The following is an 18,421-nucleotide window of genomic DNA, read 5'->3' as shown; positions in this document are numbered from 1 at the left end:
TAAACGCCTTGTGAAACGCGACGCTGAAACCGCTACTTTCGTTTTGCGAGACCAGTGCCCGGCGGACTTCGAAACCCTGTGGCGGATCGATCAGGAGTGCTTTCCGCCGGGCATTGCCTATCCGCGCGAAGAGCTGGCGTATTACCTGGGGCAGAAGAACGCGTTTGCCTTGGTAGCCGAGCAAGGCGGCGTGATTGCGGGCTTCGTAGTGGGTGAAGTTCTGCGTCGGGGCGCGGGGCACATCATCACGCTCGACGTCCGCGAGGCGGCCCGGCGCGCGGGGCTGGGCTCGCGGCTGATGCGGGCGGCGGAGGAACGATTGTGCTCGGCGGGGTGCCACATGGTCTTCCTGGAGACGGCGGTGGACAACCTGGCCGCGCTTACTTTCTACAAGCGGCACGGCTATTCCGTGCTGCGAACACTGCCGCGCTATTACCAGGGAAGCGTGGACGGGCTGCGGATGGAGAAGCGGCTGGTGTAGCGAGGTTACGTTCTTACGGTACGGAATCAGGCACGAAGAAGGTGATCCGGTCTGTATCGTCCGCCGTTCGGCTGGTATCGGGCACAAAACCTCTTACCGAGGTGATGAGAACGTTGCGGCCTCGCTTGAGTGGCGGGGACCCAAGATCAAAGATCGCCACCAAGTCGGCTGCGCCTCCAGTCTCCTGAAAGGTCCTGGTCACATCCATTCCGTTGAGTTCGGCATGGAAGGTCGTGCGATCCACGGTTTCACCACTGACGGAGAATTTCACCGCGACGGCTACCGGGAGGGACGTCAAAGTTTCGTCATTGTGGATATTGAGAAAGGCAAGGAAACCGTCCACGGAAGGCCGGCGGCCGCCGAGGAATGGCTGGTCCAAGACCAGACCCTTGGGCCCGGAAGCTATGCCGGTAAAGCTGTCCTCGGTCCAATCGGGGATTTCTTCGCCGAGTTCACTGGCATCACTTGTGACGGAAGGGATCGGCGTGAAGCCTTGAGCGAAGAACTTTACGGACGCGGGGGGGTCTGGGCTCTTGAAGGAAAAGCCAGCGAGGGTCTGTCCCGGCTTTAGCTGGAACGGACTGGGTGGTACGTTCTGGCCTTCGTCAACCCAATCGGGTGGTGGAGGTCCCTCGGTTGCCGCCCAACTGACGACAGGCTGGTCTTGATGAATGCCGAACCTCCAGCCTGCAGGCGAGGTGGGCTGCTTGATCTCTGGCATCACATCACCCGCTAGTTCCAAGGCGAAGTACCACGCTTCCTGCTCGCTCGTCGGAGCACTGCTGAGCGTGTAGGCGTAAGTGTAGAGCGCGGTAGCGGCGTCGTAGGTCACGTTGGTATCGACCGTAACGGATACGCGATCGGCCGGAATGTACGGTACACGCACCTGTGCCGCTAGTTGCATGGGCTGCACAAGCGAACTCACGGTCAGCAACATCGCTGCGCATAGGGTTAAATAGCTTCTGGTAGTCAACATTAGAATCCTCTCAGGGTGAGGTGCCAATGATCACCCTCGTCGAGTGGTCCTCGCAAGCCAGCAAGGCGCATGAGCCTCGGTAGCTCGCGTCGCTGTTCTGGGTTGACGAATGCTGTATCGAGGTCCACGTTCACGCCGAAGCGATGCTCGCCGTGTGGTGGCTGCCAGTTGTTGCCGATGTCGAACACGCCTCCGGTCTCGAGGCTCATGTCGTTGTACCGCAGACGCTCCCCGGGATAGGCTGCAACGTACAAGTCAGCTAGACGACTCAGGGCGAAATTGAATTCTGGCATGCCGAAGTGATTGCGAACGTGTCTGGAACCGACACCCGGCTCCCCAAAGCTCCCAATCAGCTCGTATTGGTCGCTGGGAGACAGCTCGACCAACCCACCAAGTCCCACCTCAATGGCGAAGACTTCGGGAGTCGCTGGGAGCCCATTCGCAAGGCCCGAAACGTTCACGTTGACGTTACTCGAGAGTTCGGGTGCCGTGTAGGTGATACTCAAGAAGCCACCTGGGCCAGTGTTGCCCGCCAACATACTGAATTCGCCTTTGGGACGGCTCGGATCGTCATGGTCGTGTCCGCCGGAATTGGGAACCACTGTGTGGATAATCTGAACTTCGCAATTTGGCACGACCTCAGCGGTTTGGGTGTTCTCGCATGCCACGAGAAAGTTGAGCTGTTGCTCCTGGATGGGATATGGAGCTATACCGCCGTAGTTCCTCAGGCTAGGGAACATCTTGTATACAAGCAATTTGGGTCCAAGTATGGGTGTTACCGGATAGTGCCTATCAATGTGCTTAAGCTGGTGCTGGTGTAAATGTTGACATCGATGGGCTGGGCCAGACCCTCGGCAGCGCGAATCTGAAACGTAGCCTGAGTCTTTGGATAGTAAAGATAGATGGGATTGCAAAAGCCGACTCCGCCGTCGCGCGGACCCAGAGAGTCGTCGAGGACGTACCAATGAACCACTGCGCTAGGAACGGCACAAACCGATTCTGATAGAACAGTGTTCGCCGGAAAGTTCGAGCAGACCTGGAAGAAGTCGTTTTGCCAGGTGCCGGTAACAGCTTCCGTCCCCGTGATGGTGTTCCTGTCCAGCGTGAAGGTCGTGGTCACGGTCTTGAATTCCCCGTCGCAGAAAAAGAGTGTTGGCAACTGTACCGAGGACTGAGCTTCCGCCGGGCGCGCCAAGAAGAGGCAAACCGGCAGGAGCAGGAGGGTCAAGGCGATAGAGCGCATTCTTTTCTCCCGTAGTCGTTGAGCAGTCTCTCAGGCAGTTTCGCCTCGCGCAAGTAACGAAAGTAACGATTCGTCCTGATGGTGCCGTTCTTGGATGCGGCCCAAAACGGAACGGGCAATTCCGTGCTCCACCCGCTGCCGCGCTATTACCAGGGGAGCGTGGACGGGCTGCGGATGGAGAAGCGACTGGTGTAGGCGGCGTTCCGGTCCCACGTTAGCGCCCAACTGCGGGGCGCGAACGTGGGGCACCTTGCGAGAGTTCCGCGGGTGAGTTTCTGTCGTTCGTTTTTCCCATGTCTCCGCGCAAAAGCATCGCGTAGACATGGGGCACCGTGAGGTTCCCTTTGACATCCTCAAGATTGGGGCGGGCCGGGCTAATCTCGGCCGCGCGCTTTGCGCGCTGTGCATTCGAAGGTCGTTGCTGGTCCCACGTTAGCGCCCAACCGCGGGGCGCGAACGCGGGGCACCTTCGGCATGGGAAAGTAACTGGCCTGGGCGAGGGGCCGGCGGTATGATGCCGCGGGGCGTGGTAGAGGCTGAAGATTGCTGCGGTTGAAACCGTTTCGCATCCTGAGGACTCTGAGTTTGGCGCTGGCGGCGTTGTTCGTCGTCGGGGTGCTCGGTTTCCGCCTGATCGAAGGCTGGTCCTGGCTGGACAGCGTGTACATGGTGGTGACCACGCTGGCCACGGTGGGCTACCGGGAAGTCCATGAGCTCTCCGACGCGGGGCGCATCTTCAACATCTTTTTGATCGCTTCCGGAGTGGGGCTGGCGTTTGCGGCCATCGGGACGCTCAGCACCGCTTTGCTAGAATTCGAACTGGGACGCTTTCTGGGAAGGCGGCGCATGGAGCGCGAGATCGGACGGCTTTCCGGGCACTACATCATTTGCGGCGCTGGACGGGTCGGCCGCAGCGTGGCGCGCGAACTGGCGGCGCAGCCGGCGCCGTTCGTGGTGGTGGAGAGCAGCGAGTCGAAAGCGGAGCGCTGCGCCGAGGACTGGCCCACGCTGGTGGGCGACGCGACCAAAGAAGAAGTGCTGCGGGAAGCGCGCATCGAGCATGCGCGCGGGCTGGTGGCGGCCACCACCACCGACGCGACCAACATCTACATTGTCCTGACTGCGCGCAGCCTCAATCCCAAGCTGAAAATCATTGCGCGGGCCAGCGAGGAAGGGTCGGAGAAGCATCTGCTCACGGCGGGCGCGGACTCAGTGATCTCGCCCTACGTTTTCGCCGGACACCGCATCGCGCAGACCTTCCTGCGCCCGGGTGTGCTGGACTTCCTGGATATCGCCGTTGGCCGGGACGAAACCAAGCTGCAGGTGGAGATTGAAGAGCTCAGTGTGACTGCCGGGTCCTCCCTGGCCGGCACCACCATCGGAGAGTCGCGGATCCATCAGAAGATGGGGGTCATCATCCTGGCCATCAAGCGGCCGGGCGAGGCCATGCGGGTGAACCCCAGCGCCACCGATATCATCCTGGGCGGGGACTCGCTGATTGTGGTGGGCGAGACCGAGAACCTGAAGCGACTGGAGCAGCTCGCCCTGACCCCGAGCCGCAGCGTAACCCATTGATCTCCTGCCGATGAAGATCGTCACCGCCGCCGAGATGCGCGAGATCGATCGCATCACCAGCCAGCGCTACGGCGTGCCTTCGCTCACCTTGATGGAAAACGCCGGCGCAGCAGTGGCGGAGTTCCTTCTGCGCGAATATCCGCAGGCACAGTGCTTCGGCGTCATCTGCGGCAAAGGCAACAACGGCGGCGACGGCTTTGTGGCCGCACGCAAGCTGCACGAAGCCGGGAAACAGGTGAAGGTACTGCTGCTGGCTGACCCGGGAGACCTGAAGGGCGATGCGGCGGAGATGTACAAGAAGCTGCCGCTTACGGCCGTAATCGCCCGGAACGAGGAGGAACTGAACAGCGAATCCGCAAGAGAGGTGTTCGCGGCGGAGGTGCTGGTAGACGCGATCCTGGGGACCGGGTTCAAGCCGCCGGTGAATGGGATCCAGGCGGCTGCCATTCGAGCGCTCAATGCGCTTCCGGCAAGAGCGGTGTGTGCGGTCGATATTCCTTCCGGAGCAAGCGCGGACGAACCTTTCGAGCCGAACCCAGAATTAGTGGCGAAGTGTGGCGGAATTGTAACCTTCACCGCACCGAAGCCAGTTCATCTGTTCAATCGATTCGCATGCCTCAAAACTGTCGTAGCGCAGATCGGGACTCCGCGCGAAGCGGTGACCTCCAAGCTGGCTATGGAAGTCATCACCCCCGACGATATCGGAACGGTTCTATTGCCGAGAGAGCCGGATGCCCATAAGGGCGACTTTGGCCACGTCCTGATCGTGGGCGGCTCGGTGGGCAAGGCTGGGGCACCAGCCATGGCCGGTATGGCCGCATTGCGCGCCGGCGCCGGCCTGGTGACCGTGGCGGTCCCGCGCTCGATCCAGCCCACCGTGGCAGGATTCATGCCGGAGTTGATGACCGAGGCGCTGGAGGAAACCGAAGTCGGAACAATTTCCATGCGCGCACTAGAGTACGGGCGGATGGACAAGCTGATGGAAGGGAAGAGCGTGGTGGCCATCGGTCCGGGTATCTCGCGGCATCCCGAGTCGGCGGAGTTCGTGCGGACGTTGGTCGCCGAGTGCGACCTGCCGGTGGTGCTCGATGCCGATGGGCTGAATGCTTTCGAAGGGTGCGCGTCGAAGCTCGATGGAAGCAAGCGACTGCTGGTAGTGACGCCGCATCCGGGAGAGATGGCGCGGCTCACGAACTCCTCAGCCAGGGACATCCAGAAGGACCGCGTCGGGGTGGCGCGAAACTTTGCCCGCGAGCACAAATGCGTTGTCGTGCTCAAGGGCTGGAGAACTTTGATCGCGCTGCCCGAAGGTATGGTCTGGGTGAACCCGACGGGCAATCCCGGCATGGCAAGCGGAGGAACCGGCGACATCCTCACCGGGCTGGTCGCCGGCTTGATGGGGCAACATCTGTCGGAGAAAGAGAGGGCTTCAATTGCCGCCGTCTATTTGCACGGTCTGGCCGGCGATTTGGCCCGGGACGAGTTAGAGGAGCACGTCATGACCGCGACCGACCTGCTGCGGTGCCTTCCAGCGGCGTTTCGCGTGGCGCGCGAGCGGGCGCGGGACAAGTTCGTGCGAGTGAGCGGATAAGGTGGTTGCGGCGCGCCCGATTGTCGCTGCCTCGCTCGCGAGCTCGCTCGGCGACGCCCATCGGGCGCGCTGTCAGAACTCAGGCAGCTTACCCGGGCTTACGCCCGGGGCTAACTCTAATGCTGCCCGCCATGGGCGGGCTGGGGCGTTGGGAGGGCTGGCGGTGCAACGCTTCAAGGAAGCGCCTTTCCTGAAGAGGTCGGACCATCGCAACACCGGGGTCCTTCGCTCGGGTTTCCCGCACCGGAGACTGCGCGCGGAAGGCTTGCCTCGCTCAGGATGATGGCTGAATGAGAGTTCAAGTGAGATCGAAGGAAATCCTGACTGGCTCGGCGGAGGAAACAACGGCTCTTGGGCGGAAGCTTGCCGCCGAACTACGTCCGCCGAAACTCGTGGTGGTGACCGGCGAGCTGGGAGCAGGGAAGACCACACTCATCAAAGGCATCGTCGAGGGCTTCAAGGCGGCGAAGGTAGAAGACGTGACCAGCCCGACCTTCACGCTGGTGCACGAATTCCGCGGGCCGGAAGCTGATGTGTATCACATCGATCTGTATCGCGTGGACACGCCGCGCGAACTGGAGACGCTGGGCCTGGATGACCTGATGGGAGAGCGCAGCCTGCTGCTGATCGAGTGGGGAGAGAAATTTGAACGTTTTCGAAGAGACCGCGACGTTGAAATCAAGATTGCGCGGACAGGAGAAAACCAGCGGCGGATTGAATTGTCGAATTGACGAATTTACGAATTGAGTTGCGGGCGAGCGACGCCTGTCAATTGCTTCCAGACTCAGACACGATTCTTCAATTCGACAATTCCGAAATCCGACAATTCTCAGAATCCCATGATGTTGTAGCCGCAATCCACGTAGATGACCTCGCCGGTGATGGCGCTGGAGGCGTCGGAGGCCAGGAAGAGAGCCGTGGAACCCACTTCGGCAACGTCCACGTTTCGGGCCAGCGGGGCGCGCTCGGCGTGGGACTTGAGCATGTCGCCCAGGCCGGCGATGCCGCGCGCGGCCAGGGTCTTGATGGGTCCGGCGGAGATGGCGTTGACGCGGATCTTGCGCTTGCCGAGGTCGTGGGCAAGGTAGCGGACGGTAGCTTCGAGCGCGGCCTTGGCCACACCCATGACGTTGTAGTGCGGCACGACGCGCTCGGAGCCGTGATAGGTGAGGGTGATGATGCTGCCGCCTTCGGTCATCAGCGGCGCGGCGGCGCGCGCCAGCGCGATGAGCGAATACACGCTGACATCGTGCGCGATACGGAAGCCTTCACGCGTGGTGTTCAGGAACTCTCCCTTCAACTCCTCGGCAGGCGCGTACGCGATCGAATGCACCAGCACGTGCAGCTTGCCGTAGCGGGACTGCAGCTCGCCGAACAGGCGATCCACTTCCTGGTCGCTGGAGACATCACACTGGAAGCCCTCCGCGCCGGGAAGGTCGGCGATGAGGTCGCGAGCTTCTTCGGCCAGTCGCTCGTTCTGATACGTAACGGCCAGGCGGGCGCCGGCATTAGCCAGACTCTGCGAGATGGCCCAGGCGATGGAGCGTTTGTTGGCGACTCCGAAGACGACCGCATTGCGACCCTCGAGCGGTTGAAACATGAAGGCTCCTTGAAAACCTACCATTCTGCCACAGAGACACAGAGGCACAGAGATTGAAGATTGAAACCATGCGGCCGGAGAGATGGCCGGGGGCGGTGGATGGCGGAACCAGAGCTAGGAGCCAGGAGCTGGCGGCTACACGTACTCGAAGTGCGTGCTAGCGGCGGCGATGCCGATCTGCTGGCCGGGAACGGCCTCGCTGCGCACGACGCGGCCGCGATAGCGCACCTGGACGCGGTCCATCAGCACCAGTTCACGCGGCAGGGTGACGACGTATTCGATTTCCAGGCCCGTGGCGAGGGGCGTATCAAGATAAAAGTAGACACCGCCGGCGCCGACGTCACGCGTGACGCCGGTGACCTCGCGCGCGATGCCGTCGTCAAAGTACACGTGGATGGGCAGACGCATGGTGAAGCGCTTGGCGCGACGCTTGTCCTCGCGAGGCTCGGGCGGGGCGATCACCGACTGCATCCATTCCTTCGCCACGTCGAAATTCTCCGCGGTGCCCGGAATGTGCTGTCCCCGGCCCTTGGGGTGAGAACAGGAGAACGGGCCCGGCACCCGGTTCGATGCTAGCCGCGCACCGAGGTTACACCAAGTGCCCAGGTTGGTACCGGCCGCGTGCTGTGCATACCCGCTCCCGGGGACGAAGGCAGAGATTCCTTACGAGTGCGGCGACAAAAAAGGGAAGGACCGGTCCGATTTTTGTTGAGGCATCGCAGTTCAGGCTGGTAGCATCCAACCGGAAGCAATTCTTTCGGGTGAATCAGCCCGTTCTGCGCCACATCCTGCGGCGCCCTTGCTCACGTCGTCTGGGACGCACGAGAACCTATTTCATCGGGGAGGCAGTTCATGTCGGACTTCTACCAGACAGGTGTTATCGCCACGCTGCACCGGTTGGGCGATGCCAAGCTGGAGGTGTTGGAAACCCAGTTGCAGCGCTACGCCCAGCAACAGCCCATCGCGCTGGTCTTGCCGGCGCTGTATAGCGAGTTCGAAAAGCCGGCCATGGCGCGCATCCTGGGCGAGCTTTCCTCTGTCCGCTATGTGGAGCAGTTCATCGTGACGCTGGCCGGCGCAACGGCGGCGCAGTTCCGCGAAGTGAAGGAACGGTTGAACGTTCTGCCGGGACAGGTGCGGGTGGTGTGGAACAGCGGTGAGCGCGTCCAGAGCCTGTACCGAACACTGGAGGAGAACGGGCTGCAGCCGGGACCGGACGGCAAGGGGAGGTCCTGCTGGATGGCGTACGGGTATGCGCTGGCCAGCCGCCGGGCGGGTTGCATCGCGCTGCACGACTGCGACATCGTGAACTACGACCGGCGTATGCTGGCGCGGTTGTGCTACCCGGTGGTGAATCCGAACATCAACTTCGAGTTCTGTAAAGGGTTCTACGCGCGGGTGAGCGACCGCATGCACGGGCGGGTGACGCGGTTGTTCGTCACTCCGCTGGTGCGCGCGCTGCAGTCCATTTTCGGTCACGTGCCGTTCCTGGTGTACCTGGACAGCTTCCGCTATCCGCTGGCCGGCGAGTTCGCCATGCAGGCGGACCTGGCGCGGGTGAACCGCATCCCCTCGGACTGGGGTCTCGAAGTAGGAGTGCTGGCAGAAATCTACCGTAACTGCTCGATCAAGCGGGTGTGCCAGGTGGATATCGCGGACAACTACGAACATAAGCATCAGGATCTGTCGCAGGGCGATCCATCGCGAGGACTCATGAAGATGTCGGTGGATATCGCCAAAGCGCTGTTCCGCATTCTGGCGGCGGAGGGAGCGAGCTTTGACACGGGACACATGCAGACCCTGCAGGTACGCTACGTGCGCAAGGCGGAGGACAGCATCACGCGCTACCACGCCGACGCCATGATCAACGACCTGGTATTCGATCGGCACGAAGAAGAGACGGCGGTTGAGACTTTCGCCCAGGCGCTGAAGGTCGCGGCCGACGAGTACTTTGCCGATCCCCTGGGCGCGCCGCTGATCCCCAACTGGAACCGCATCACCTCGGCGCTGCCCGGGTTCCTGGGCGCGTTGTCGGAGGCGGTGGACGCGGACAACCCGGAGTTCGTGGCCCGCAAGCGCGAGCCGCTGGCGGCTTCGGCTTAGCCGCGGTCCCCGGGCTCGCAGCCTGTGAAGGAGAGGAAGCGTGGAAGCCTTCCTGCCGGCCGAACTGGAGACTCGCCTGAAGGAGATCGGCGAGACGGACATCGTCGCCGGTATTCCCAGCTACAACAACGCCCGCACCATCGGACATGTGGTGCGCGCCGTAGCCGCGGGACTGGCGAAGTATTTCCCCGACCGGCGGTCCATCCTGGTGAATTCCGACGGCGCCTCCAAGGACGGCACGCCGGAGGTAGTGCTGAAGGCGGAGGTGGACACGGAATCGCTGTTGCTGGTGGCGCACCCGGTGCGTCCGGTGCAGCGGCTGAGCACGCCCTACCACGGGATTCCGGGGAAGGGCAGCGCGTTTCGCACCATCTTCGAAGTGGCCCGTCAGTTGAACGCCAAGGCCTGCCTGGTAGTGGACTCGGATCTGCGCAGCATCACGCCCCACTGGGTGGACCTGCTGGTGCGCCCGGTGCTGGAGCGCAACATCGACTTCGTCGCGCCCTACTACCTGCGCCACAAGTACGACGGCACCATCACCAACGGCATCATCTATCCACTGACCCGCACCCTGTTCGGCAAGAGCGTGCGGCAGCCCATCGGAGGAGACTTCGGTTTCTCCGGACGCCTGGCGGCGCACTATCTGACCAAGGACGTGTGGGAGACCGACGTGGCGCGCTTCGGGATCGACATCTGGATGACGGTCACGGCGATGGGCGATGGGTTCCGCATCGGGCAGTCCTACCTGGGCGCCAAACTGCACGACGCCAAGGATCCCGGAGCCGACCTGACGGCCATGTTTCGCCAGGTCGTGGGCTCGTTGTTCTCCCTGATGGGAAGCTACGAGGCGGTGTGGAAGGAACCCAAGACAGGGGAATCGGTGCCGATGTTCGGTTTTCCGTTCGACGTGGGCGTCGAGCCCATCACGGTCGACGTCAACCGCATGATCCGCGCCTACGCGCAGGGCGTGCGCGACCTGGCGGAGGTGTACAAGGTGTTCCTTTCGCCGGAGACGCTCGAGTCTTTGGCAGCCTGGGCCAGGGTCGATGGCGAGAACTTCCGCATCCCGGACGTGCTGTGGGTACGGCTGATCTACGAGTTCGCGGCGGCGCACCATCAGAAGAAGATGGATCGCGACCATCTCATGCAATCGCTGGTGCCGCTATACCTGGGGCGGACGGCATCCTTCGTGATCGAGGTGCGGGAGAGCAATGCGGTTCAGGTCGAAGACCGCATCGAACAGTTATGCAGGATATTCGAGCAAGAAAAGCCCTATCTGCTGGCGCGCTGGTCCGGCACGCCGCCACCGGAGAAGACGGAGAAGGTGGAGAAGGCAGAGAAGGAGGAGTCACGTGCAATCGCTGATTGAAAAGGCGTTCCTGATCCCATTCCAGCGGCTGGCGGACCAGTTCGCCGCCATTCTCCCGGGATTGGTAACCGTGCTGGTCGTGCTGGTGGTCGGAGGCGCGTTCGCGTTCGTGGCCCGCCGCATCACCGAAAGGCTGCTGCACCTGTTGCGCTTCGACCGCATGATGATGGAAACCGAACTGGGCAGCATCGTGGCCCGCAGCGGCCTGTTCCGCGCGCCCAGCGATTTCGCCGCGCGCCTGCTGCAGGGCGTGCTGTGGGTGCTGATCATCCTGATCGCGCTGGAAGCGGCCGAGACGGAGATGACCCACAGCCTGGTGGTGCGCTTCGTCAACTACGTCCCCGACCTGATCACGGCCTTGCTGGTGCTGCTGCTGGGAGTGCTGGTGGCCAAGTTCCTGGCGCGCAGCGCCCTGCTGGCGGCGGTGAACGCGCAGTGGTGGGGAGCGCGGCTGGTGGCCGGCATCGTGCGCGTGCTGGTGCTGAGCCTGACGGTAGTGATTGCGCTGGAGCAGTTGCGCATCGGACGCACGGCGCTGCTGGTCGCCTTCGCTATTCTGTTTGCCGGAATCGTGATCGCGCTGGCCATCGCCTTCGGCCTGGCCGGACGCGACATGGCTCGCGAGTGGCTGGAGGGAAGGATGCGCCCGGGCGAGAAGGAAGAAGAGGTCTTCCGGCACTTGTGAGCCCGCTGGCGCCGCGCTACGTCGTGTTCACCGATCTCGACGGGACGCTGCTCGACCATCACACCTATTCGTGGTCAGCGGCCCAGCCGGCGCTGGAGGAGCTGGAACGGCGGTCTATTCCGCTGGTCTTTTGCAGCAGCAAGACACGGGCCGAGATCGAGGACTTGAGGAGGCGCCTGCGCAATCCGCATCCTTTCATTTCCGAGAACGGCGCCGGCGTGTTCATCCCCCAGGAATACTTCAAGCGAAAAGTTCCCGGCGAGATCCGGCTGGGCCGTTACCACTGCCTGGCGCTGGGAAAGCCGTACGAACAGATGATCGAGCAACTAAAGGAAATCGCGGCCGAAGCCGGCGCCGAGGTGGTCGGCTTCCACCAGATGAGTGCGCGCGAGGTCGCCGCTAACACCGGACTCGACCTGCGCCAGGCAGCATTGGCCAAACGCAGGGACTTCGACGAACCGTTTTTCTTCGCCGGATCGGATTCGAAGGCAGAGAAAAAACTTCTGCAACTGGCGCGGGAACATGGGCTTGAGGTGGCGCGCGGCGGACGCTTCCATCATCTGTTTGCCGGCAGTGACAAGGGCAAGGCGGTGCGCAAACTGATGGATCTGTATCGCGCCGCATCCCACGTTCGTCTGCGGTCGGTCGCTCTGGGCGACAGCGCCAATGACCTGCCGATGTTGGCGGCCGTCGACCAGGCCTTTCTGTTGCCGAACCCGGAAGGAGAGTTCGACGCCCAGGTGCTCGCTCGGCTGCCGAAGATCATGCGCGGCGATGCGCCGGGGCCTGAGGGATGGAACAGCGCTGTGCTCGGGCTGCTGTCGTCCTGACATCCTGAACCTTCCGGCCGGGTGTCGTTGACATTGACCCGATCAACCGGAACATCATCTGCGTGCCGGAGTTCGCTCGCGCCGTCTGGCTGATGGACCTAACCTTGCATCTCTTCGACACTCAGACCGGTGCGCGCCTGGAAAGCTGAGGCCGGGCAATACAACGCCGTCCCTTATACTGCTGATAATGTCGCGAGGACGCACCTGATCCCCTTTATCGAAATCGGCCCTCTCAAGCTGGGCACCTACGGCCTGATGGTTTGGCTGGGGCTGGTGTGCGGCTACAAGGCGCTGGAAGCCGACTTGAAGCGACGCAAGCTTTCGGCGGACGCTTTGAACATCGCGCTGTGGCTGGCGGCCGCGGGTCTGGTTGGCTCCAAGCTCTACCACGTGCTGGAGACACCGGCCGAGCTGTTCGCTGATCCGGTGGGACGCTTGTTCAGCTCCAGCGGATTCGCCTGGTATGGAGCGGCGATCGGAGGGGTGATTACCGTAGTTCTGCTGGCGCGGCACTACAAAATGCCGCTGCCGGTGATGCTCGATGTGACCACGCCCGCCGTGGCGCTGGGATACGCCGTCGGACGCATCGGCTGCCTGCTCTCGGGCGACGGCGACTACGGCATCCCCACTTCGCTGCCCTGGGGCATGAGTTTTCCCCACGGCCTGGTACCGACGACCGAGCGCGTGCACCCGACGCCCATCTATGAATTCCTCGCAGGCGTGGTGATCTTCTACTACTTGTGGCGGGTGGGAGCCAAGGTGCTGCTGCAGCCGCGCCCCGTAGGTGAAGTGGCGGCGCAATACTTCGTGCTGAGCGGGCTGGCGCGCTTTCTGGTGGAGTTCATCCGCATCAACCCGCGGTCGTTCTTTGGCCTGACCAACGCGCAGGCCGTGAGCCTGCTGTCGATGATTGCAGGAATCACGCTGCTGGCGGTGGTGCGGCGGCGGTTCAAGGCGGTCAAGGCGGAGCACCGCATCGCGCAGCATGCCGGCGAGCACGGAACCAAGATGCAGCCCGAATATCACCGCGCGACGCCCGAGTGTCCGCATCCGGAGCGCTGGCGCATGTACGACTCCATGACGGCCGAGGTCGAAGTGCTGGAGTTCCTCAAGTGCCTGGTCACCACCGTGAAGCCGAGCCTGGTGGTCGAGACCGGCAGCTTCATGGGCGCAAGCACCTTGTGGATCGCCGAAGGGCTGAAGCAGAACGGTTTCGGCAAGGTCATCACCTGCGAGCACGATCCCGTGGTGTTCGCGAAAGCCCGGGAACGACTGCAAACTGCGGGGCTGCTGCCCTGGGTCGACTGCCGGAACCAGGCCAGTCTGGAGCTCGAGGTCGACGGGAGGATCGACTTGTTTTTCAGCGACAGCGATCCGCCCATCCGCGAGCAGGAAGTGCGGCGCTTTCTGCCGCAGATCAATCCCACCGGTCTCATCCTCATGCACGACGCGAGTTCACACCTGCGCGTAGTACGCGAAGCCGCGCTGCGCATGGAGCAGGAGGGCCTCATCTCCGTTGTGCTGTTGCCCACGCCGCGCGGGCTGGTGGTTGCGCAAAAGAGAACCGGCCGGAAGTAAGGGTCGAAAAGAGTTGCGCGCTTGGCGTTGATTCAGCCGAGTGTCTTGCACGGGATCGACAAACAGCGCTACCATGCCCGCCGATTGTCGACCGTCACCTCGTGGAGGTTCCCATGCGCCCCTTGAGCGGGTTGACCCTCGTGCTCCTGCTGCTGGTGGCGACCACGCCGGCAACGGCGCAGCTGGGACAGATCATCATTCCTGCCGGTACCCCTGAGGATGCCGCCATCCAGCAAATCAATCAGGAAGCGGACACGCAGAAAAAAGTGCAAATGCTGGAAGAGTTTGTGCAGAACTTCTCGTCCAATGCCGCCGCCGTGGCCTACGGACACTCACAGTTGGCGGAGTTGGCTCTGGCGCGGGGCGACGCACAGGCCGCCCTCGCGCACGGCGACAAGGCGCTGGAAGCCATGCCCAACAATCTCGACCTGATCATGGCCCAGGTGACGGCCGCCATGCAGACCAAGGACAATACGCGCATCGTGGAGTATGCGGCGCGCGGCGGCGAGCTGTACAACAATCTGGAGAAGCACAAACCGGAAGGCATGACGGACGAGCATTTCCGCAACCGCGTCGAGGAGTTGCGCCTGCAGCACAAGCCGTCCTATGACTATCTGGAAAGCGTGGCCTTCAACGGCATCGCCAATGAAGAGAGTCCGGCCAGGCGCATGGCCCTGATCGAACGCTTCACACCGGCGTTTCCGGGATCGAAGTTCGAGGAGCAGGTGGCCCAGTTCGCCATGATCGCGCTGCAGCAACTGAACGACCGCACCCGCTTGATCGCGTACGCGGAGAAGACGCTGCAGGCGAACCCGGAAAGCGTTCCCGTGCTGGTGCTGCTGGCGGACAGTTTCGGTTCCGATCCCAAGACGGCCGCACGCGGCGTCGAGTACGGACGCAAGGCGGTGACACTCGCCGACAAAGACGCGGCCGCCGACCCGCAGCGCGCGCTGCTGGCGGGTACCGCGCACACCGCGCTGGGGAAGGCGCTGCTCAACCAGGGGAACACGGCAGCGGCCATCGCCGAGTTGCAAAAAGCCTCGAGCGCGCTCAAGAACGAAGCCGGAGCGTATGCCGAATGTCTGTACTATCTGGGCTTCGCCTACGCCAAACTGAACCGGCTGACGGAAGCGCGACAGGCGCTGATGCAGGCCGCAGAAATCAACAGCCCGTTCCGCCAGCCGGCCCGCGATCTGCTGGCCAAGGTCAACGCCGCCCGCGCCAAGGGCCGCTAGCGCATGGCGATGAAACTCCGCGCGGCGTCGAGTTCCTTGCGCTCCGTATTCTCCTTCCCGCACGTTTCCAGCAGGCGGTTGTAGAAGGTTCGGGCCAGAGAGGTATCGCCCGCCTGTTCCGCTGCGCGCGCGGCTCCATACAGGCCGTTGAAGCGGTTGGGCGCGTTCTTGAGCGACGCCTGGTATTCCGCGAGAGCCTCCTTCGGACGTTTCAGCTCCAGCAGAAGGTCTCCGAGCATCTCGCGCGCGGGCGTGATGGCGCCGGGCGTGACCGGATGCTTGTCGGTCGAATCCTCGAGATCGGCGGCGGCGCGCATGAGCCGTTCCGCCTCCTGTGCCTTGCCCTCAGCCTGGGATACCCACGCGGCAGCGCTCAGGTGCAAGACCTCGGTCTGATCGGTCCAGAAGGGCACTTTCGATTGGCGAAGCTGGTCGCGCAGCGCGGTGAGCGTGGCCAGGTTCTGGCGAGCCGCCTCCAGCTTGCCGCTCCGTGCGGCGCCCACGGCACGAGCCCAGTGCACCATCGCCGCCGCCCAGGGGCTGGCGTCCGCGCGCGGCTGAAGGTTTGCCGTCTGTTCCCACCGGCGCGACTCCATGGCCAGACGCACCGGGATCGCTGCGAAGGCGTAGTGCGAGGTGATGCTCATGGGAATGCCCGTCTGAATGCCCTGCAGTTCGTCAAGCACGCGCTCCGCCTCGCCCTGCTCTCCTTTCTGCAAGTGCGCGTAAGCGAGATAGTCCATGGCGTGCAGTTGCTGGTCCCAGGCGCCCTCCCAGCCGCGGCTGCGCGCGTAGACGCGCGCCGCTTCCGCCGATGCGCGGTTGGAAGCGATGGCATCGTCCCAGATGCCCAGACGGATGAAGATGTGCGAGGGCATGTGCAGGGCGTGCGGTACTGCGGGCGCGATTCGGGCGTAGCGCCGTGCTGCGTTCAGTCCCTGCGCCGCCAGCGTCGGAAAGTCGTAGGAGTGAATCAAGTAGTGGGCCAGGCCGGGATGATCGGGCTGGGCGGCGAACAGCGGCTCCAGGATGGCGCCGGCCTTTCTCTGTCGCGCATAGCTCTTGTCCGGGGGCTGGGCCTGCGCCGTCCCCAGTAGCGCCAGGGAGTAGAAGATGGCGGCTTCCTTGTCGCGCGGATAGCGCTGGTGCAGTTTCTCCATCGCCTGCTCGTACTGCACCATAAGCGCCGGGTGGTCCGTGCGCTCGGGATTACGGAAGTAGGTGAGTAGGGCTGCGATGTAGTCACGCTCACGCGCGGTACGCGGCTTCAGGCTCTCGGCCTTTACCAATTCTTCGTGCATCTTCTCGCGCGTGCTTCGATCGGTGGGATACCAGAGCGGGCGGAAATTGGTCATGGCCACGCCCCAGTGCGCCATCGCGCACTTTGGATCCTTTTCTGCGATAGCGCGGAATGCTTTTTCCGCTTCTTCGTACCAGAACGAATGCAGGAGAGCCACCGCGCGGCCGAATTCCTGCCTGGCTTCTGCCGAACAGGAGACCGGGAATGTGACGCGGCCGATTTTTTCCCGTCCGTCCGGCCCATGGTCATGGCCCTCGTCGGCTCGCAGGGCCGGCGAAGACCAGAGGATGCACAAGAAAAAAAGAGTCCACGCTCTCACTTTGACCTCCAGGAAACGAGTGCGGACATTATCGAAAAAGTGTGCGGCACGCGTCTAGCGGTCGCCACAACTGGGCGATTTCCGCCTGGTGTCCGCAACGTAGCGCCTGCGCTGGAGGCAGTGCATAATACGAGTTGTGCGGCCAGCCTGCCGCAAGGAGCGGATGGTGTCAGGAGAATTGGGACGGGGACTGCGTCGGGCCACAAAGGCGGCCGAGTCGTACGCGCAGGACCCCGAGCGTGCGCGCCGGCTGCTGGAAGATGCCGAACGCAAGGCCGAACGACGTCGCGGCGTATTCGGCAGCCTGTGGTCCGATTTCACAACCGCCCTGCGCCTTCTGCGCTCGTGGCGTAGCCGTCGCTACACCAGCGTCCCCTGGCGGACGGTCGTGGCGCTGCTGGGAGCCCTGGTCTACTTCGTGAATCCGCTGGATGTCGTCCCCGACGCCCTGCCCATCGTCGGCTACCTGGACGATGCCACCATCGTCGCCTGGGTACTGCATTCCGTTCGGACCGACCTGCAGCGTTTTCGACGTTGGGAAGAAGCTGCCCTGGAATGAGCCCCTTCCAGCCTGTCTAAGTCGTTGACACAGCGAGTTGTGCCCCTCGCGGGTCAACCCGCAATGGCCCTGGCTGCATCTCAACCTCCCAGCTACTGGATATCCGTCCCATCCCCCGGGACGAGACTCGGGAGGTCACAGAGTAATGAAGCGCTTCGCAATGATGCTATTCGTAATGGTACTTTCGCTCGGGGTTGCCGCAGCGCAAACCGAAGCGGAAGCGAAGAGCACAGCCGCTGGCACAAGCAACACTTCCGCTTCGGCAGGGAAGTCCGGGGCGCAAGTGGGGTCGAGCACCTCGACAGCGGCGTCGCAGCAGGCTGCAGCCGGCCAGGAGCCGTCCCCGGAAAAGCCGAAGAAGGATGCCAAGGCTTCGGCGAGCGGTTCCGCGGATGCGTCCGTCTCGGCGAAAGCAGGTCGCGGTTCGGCCACCCTCGCCAGCGGTACGGTCATCGATGCCACTCTGACGAAGTCCATCAGTGCCGGCAAGAACAAGGAAGGCGACCGGGTTGAGGCCAAGACCACGCAGGACGTCAAGTCCGAGGGACAAGTTGTGATTCCTCGGGGTTCGAAGCTGATCGGCAAAGTCACCAAGGCACAAGTCCGTGAGAAGGGAAAAGCCGATTCACAGTCCGAGCTGGGCATCGTCTTCGAACGCGCCCTGCTGAAAGACGGCCGCGAGATTCCGCTCGATGCCACGATCCAAGCGGTAGCGGCGGCGGAGAGCGCTGTCTCCTCGACCACGATGATGGCCGATGAACCCATCATGTCCTCGGGAGCAGGCGGTGCCAGGACAACGGCCGGAGCCTCCGGGCAAGGCCGTGCGTCGGGCGGCGGGTTGCTGGGCGGCGCTACCTCCACGGTCGGCAGCACGCTCGGGGCGACCACGAACACCGTTGGCAACGTCGCTGGGGCAACTGTGGATACCGCGACTCGCACCACCGGTGCCGTGGGCGGCAGCGTGGCGGGTACCACCG

Annotated in this window: 18 protein-coding genes; 12 read left to right on the top strand and 6 right to left on the bottom strand. The window is 63.1% G+C overall.

Features of this window, described 5'->3' with window-relative positions; all coding sequences use genetic code 11:
* Window positions 1-10 precede the first annotated feature (10 nt).
* Complete coding sequence (locus VNK82_09390) at window positions 11-481, top strand: GNAT family N-acetyltransferase (GenBank protein HXE91163.1); 471 nt, start codon at window positions 11-13, stop codon at window positions 479-481.
* Window positions 482-494: 13 nt separating this feature from the next.
* Here the strand turns inward: VNK82_09390 and VNK82_09385 are convergent, their stop codons facing one another.
* Genes VNK82_09385 through VNK82_09375 form a run of 3 tightly spaced genes read right to left on the bottom strand, consistent with a single transcriptional unit; the run spans window position 495 to window position 2,685 of the window.
* Window positions 495-1,418: a hypothetical protein gene (locus tag VNK82_09385; protein HXE91162.1), complete on the bottom strand. Its 924-nt coding sequence runs from the start codon at window positions 1,416-1,418 to the stop codon at window positions 495-497.
* A gap of 38 nt (window positions 1,419-1,456) precedes the next feature.
* Window positions 1,457-2,197, bottom strand: coding sequence for a hypothetical protein (locus VNK82_09380; GenBank protein ID HXE91161.1), 741 nt, complete (start codon window positions 2,195-2,197; stop codon window positions 1,457-1,459).
* 35 nt (window positions 2,198-2,232) lie between these two features.
* Window positions 2,233-2,685, bottom strand: coding sequence for a hypothetical protein (locus VNK82_09375; GenBank protein HXE91160.1), 453 nt, complete (start codon window positions 2,683-2,685; stop codon window positions 2,233-2,235).
* 567 nt (window positions 2,686-3,252) lie between these two features.
* Between VNK82_09375 and VNK82_09370 the strand changes: the two genes are divergently transcribed.
* The 3 genes from VNK82_09370 (at window position 3,253) to tsaE (ending at window position 6,597) form a co-directional block, all read left to right on the top strand.
* Window positions 3,253-4,275, top strand: a complete 1,023-nt coding sequence (locus tag VNK82_09370; GenBank protein ID HXE91159.1) for a potassium channel protein — start codon at window positions 3,253-3,255, stop codon at window positions 4,273-4,275.
* A 10-nt stretch (window positions 4,276-4,285) separates the two neighbouring features.
* Window positions 4,286-5,866: an NAD(P)H-hydrate dehydratase gene (locus VNK82_09365; GenBank protein ID HXE91158.1), complete on the top strand. Its 1,581-nt coding sequence runs from the start codon at window positions 4,286-4,288 to the stop codon at window positions 5,864-5,866.
* 302 nt (window positions 5,867-6,168) lie between these two features.
* Window positions 6,169-6,597 (top strand): tRNA (adenosine(37)-N6)-threonylcarbamoyltransferase complex ATPase subunit type 1 TsaE, encoded by a 429-nt coding sequence (tsaE, locus tag VNK82_09360; protein ID HXE91157.1) that lies wholly within the window; start codon window positions 6,169-6,171, stop codon window positions 6,595-6,597.
* A gap of 98 nt (window positions 6,598-6,695) precedes the next feature.
* On the opposite strand, the gene VNK82_09355 is transcribed toward tsaE, so the two are convergent.
* Both VNK82_09355 and VNK82_09350 read right to left on the bottom strand, forming a co-directional pair.
* Window positions 6,696-7,466, bottom strand: coding sequence for an enoyl-ACP reductase (locus VNK82_09355; GenBank protein HXE91156.1), 771 nt, complete (start codon window positions 7,464-7,466; stop codon window positions 6,696-6,698).
* Window positions 7,467-7,601: 135 nt separating this feature from the next.
* Window positions 7,602-7,952 carry a PilZ domain-containing protein gene (locus VNK82_09350; GenBank protein HXE91155.1) on the bottom strand — a complete coding sequence of 117 codons (351 nt, stop codon included), beginning with the start codon at window positions 7,950-7,952 and terminating at the stop codon, window positions 7,602-7,604.
* A 366-nt stretch (window positions 7,953-8,318) separates the two neighbouring features.
* On the opposite strand from VNK82_09350, the gene VNK82_09345 reads away from it, so the two are divergent.
* The 6 genes from VNK82_09345 to VNK82_09320 all read left to right on the top strand — a co-directional run bounded on the left by VNK82_09345 (window position 8,319) and on the right by VNK82_09320 (window position 15,266).
* On the top strand, window positions 8,319-9,569 hold the full coding sequence (locus VNK82_09345) for a hypothetical protein (GenBank protein HXE91154.1): 1,251 nt from the start codon (window positions 8,319-8,321) through the stop codon (window positions 9,567-9,569).
* A 40-nt stretch (window positions 9,570-9,609) separates the two neighbouring features.
* Window positions 9,610-10,938, top strand: coding sequence for a cell wall biosynthesis glycosyltransferase (locus VNK82_09340; GenBank protein HXE91153.1), 1,329 nt, complete (start codon window positions 9,610-9,612; stop codon window positions 10,936-10,938).
* Window positions 10,922-11,623 carry a hypothetical protein gene (locus VNK82_09335; protein ID HXE91152.1) on the top strand — a complete coding sequence of 234 codons (702 nt, stop codon included), beginning with the start codon at window positions 10,922-10,924 and terminating at the stop codon, window positions 11,621-11,623. Before VNK82_09340 ends, VNK82_09335 begins: the two co-directional genes overlap by 17 nt.
* Window positions 11,620-12,453, top strand: a complete 834-nt coding sequence (locus tag VNK82_09330; protein HXE91151.1) for an HAD-IIB family hydrolase — start codon at window positions 11,620-11,622, stop codon at window positions 12,451-12,453. The genes VNK82_09335 and VNK82_09330 overlap by 4 nt, the downstream gene beginning before the upstream one ends.
* A 129-nt stretch (window positions 12,454-12,582) precedes the next feature.
* Window positions 12,583-14,031 (top strand): prolipoprotein diacylglyceryl transferase family protein, encoded by a 1,449-nt coding sequence (locus tag VNK82_09325; GenBank protein HXE91150.1) that lies wholly within the window; start codon window positions 12,583-12,585, stop codon window positions 14,029-14,031.
* A 113-nt stretch (window positions 14,032-14,144) separates the two neighbouring features.
* Window positions 14,145-15,266 carry a tetratricopeptide repeat protein gene (locus VNK82_09320; GenBank protein HXE91149.1) on the top strand — a complete coding sequence of 374 codons (1,122 nt, stop codon included), beginning with the start codon at window positions 14,145-14,147 and terminating at the stop codon, window positions 15,264-15,266.
* Here VNK82_09320 and VNK82_09315 read toward each other — a convergent pair.
* Window positions 15,263-16,723 carry a tetratricopeptide repeat protein gene (locus VNK82_09315; GenBank protein ID HXE91148.1) on the bottom strand — a complete coding sequence of 487 codons (1,461 nt, stop codon included), beginning with the start codon at window positions 16,721-16,723 and terminating at the stop codon, window positions 15,263-15,265. The two genes, VNK82_09320 and VNK82_09315, sit on opposite strands and share 4 nt — an antisense overlap.
* Before the next feature lie 298 nt (window positions 16,724-17,021).
* On the opposite strand from VNK82_09315, the gene VNK82_09310 reads away from it, so the two are divergent.
* Together VNK82_09310 and VNK82_09305 are read left to right on the top strand one after the other, a co-directional pair.
* Window positions 17,022-17,444: a YkvA family protein gene (locus tag VNK82_09310; protein HXE91147.1), complete on the top strand. Its 423-nt coding sequence runs from the start codon at window positions 17,022-17,024 to the stop codon at window positions 17,442-17,444.
* Window positions 17,445-17,619: 175 nt separating this feature from the next.
* Window positions 17,620-18,421, top strand: an 802-nt coding sequence (locus VNK82_09305) for a TrbI/VirB10 family protein (GenBank protein HXE91146.1), incomplete at its 3' end; no start/stop codon positions are given.

This window comes from Terriglobales bacterium, assembly GCA_035573675.1.
Lineage (GTDB): Bacteria > Acidobacteriota > Terriglobia > Terriglobales > Acidobacteriaceae > DATMAB01.
The sequence above is the reverse complement of the archived record's forward strand: the minus strand, read 5'-3'. Positions and strand labels throughout refer to the sequence as shown.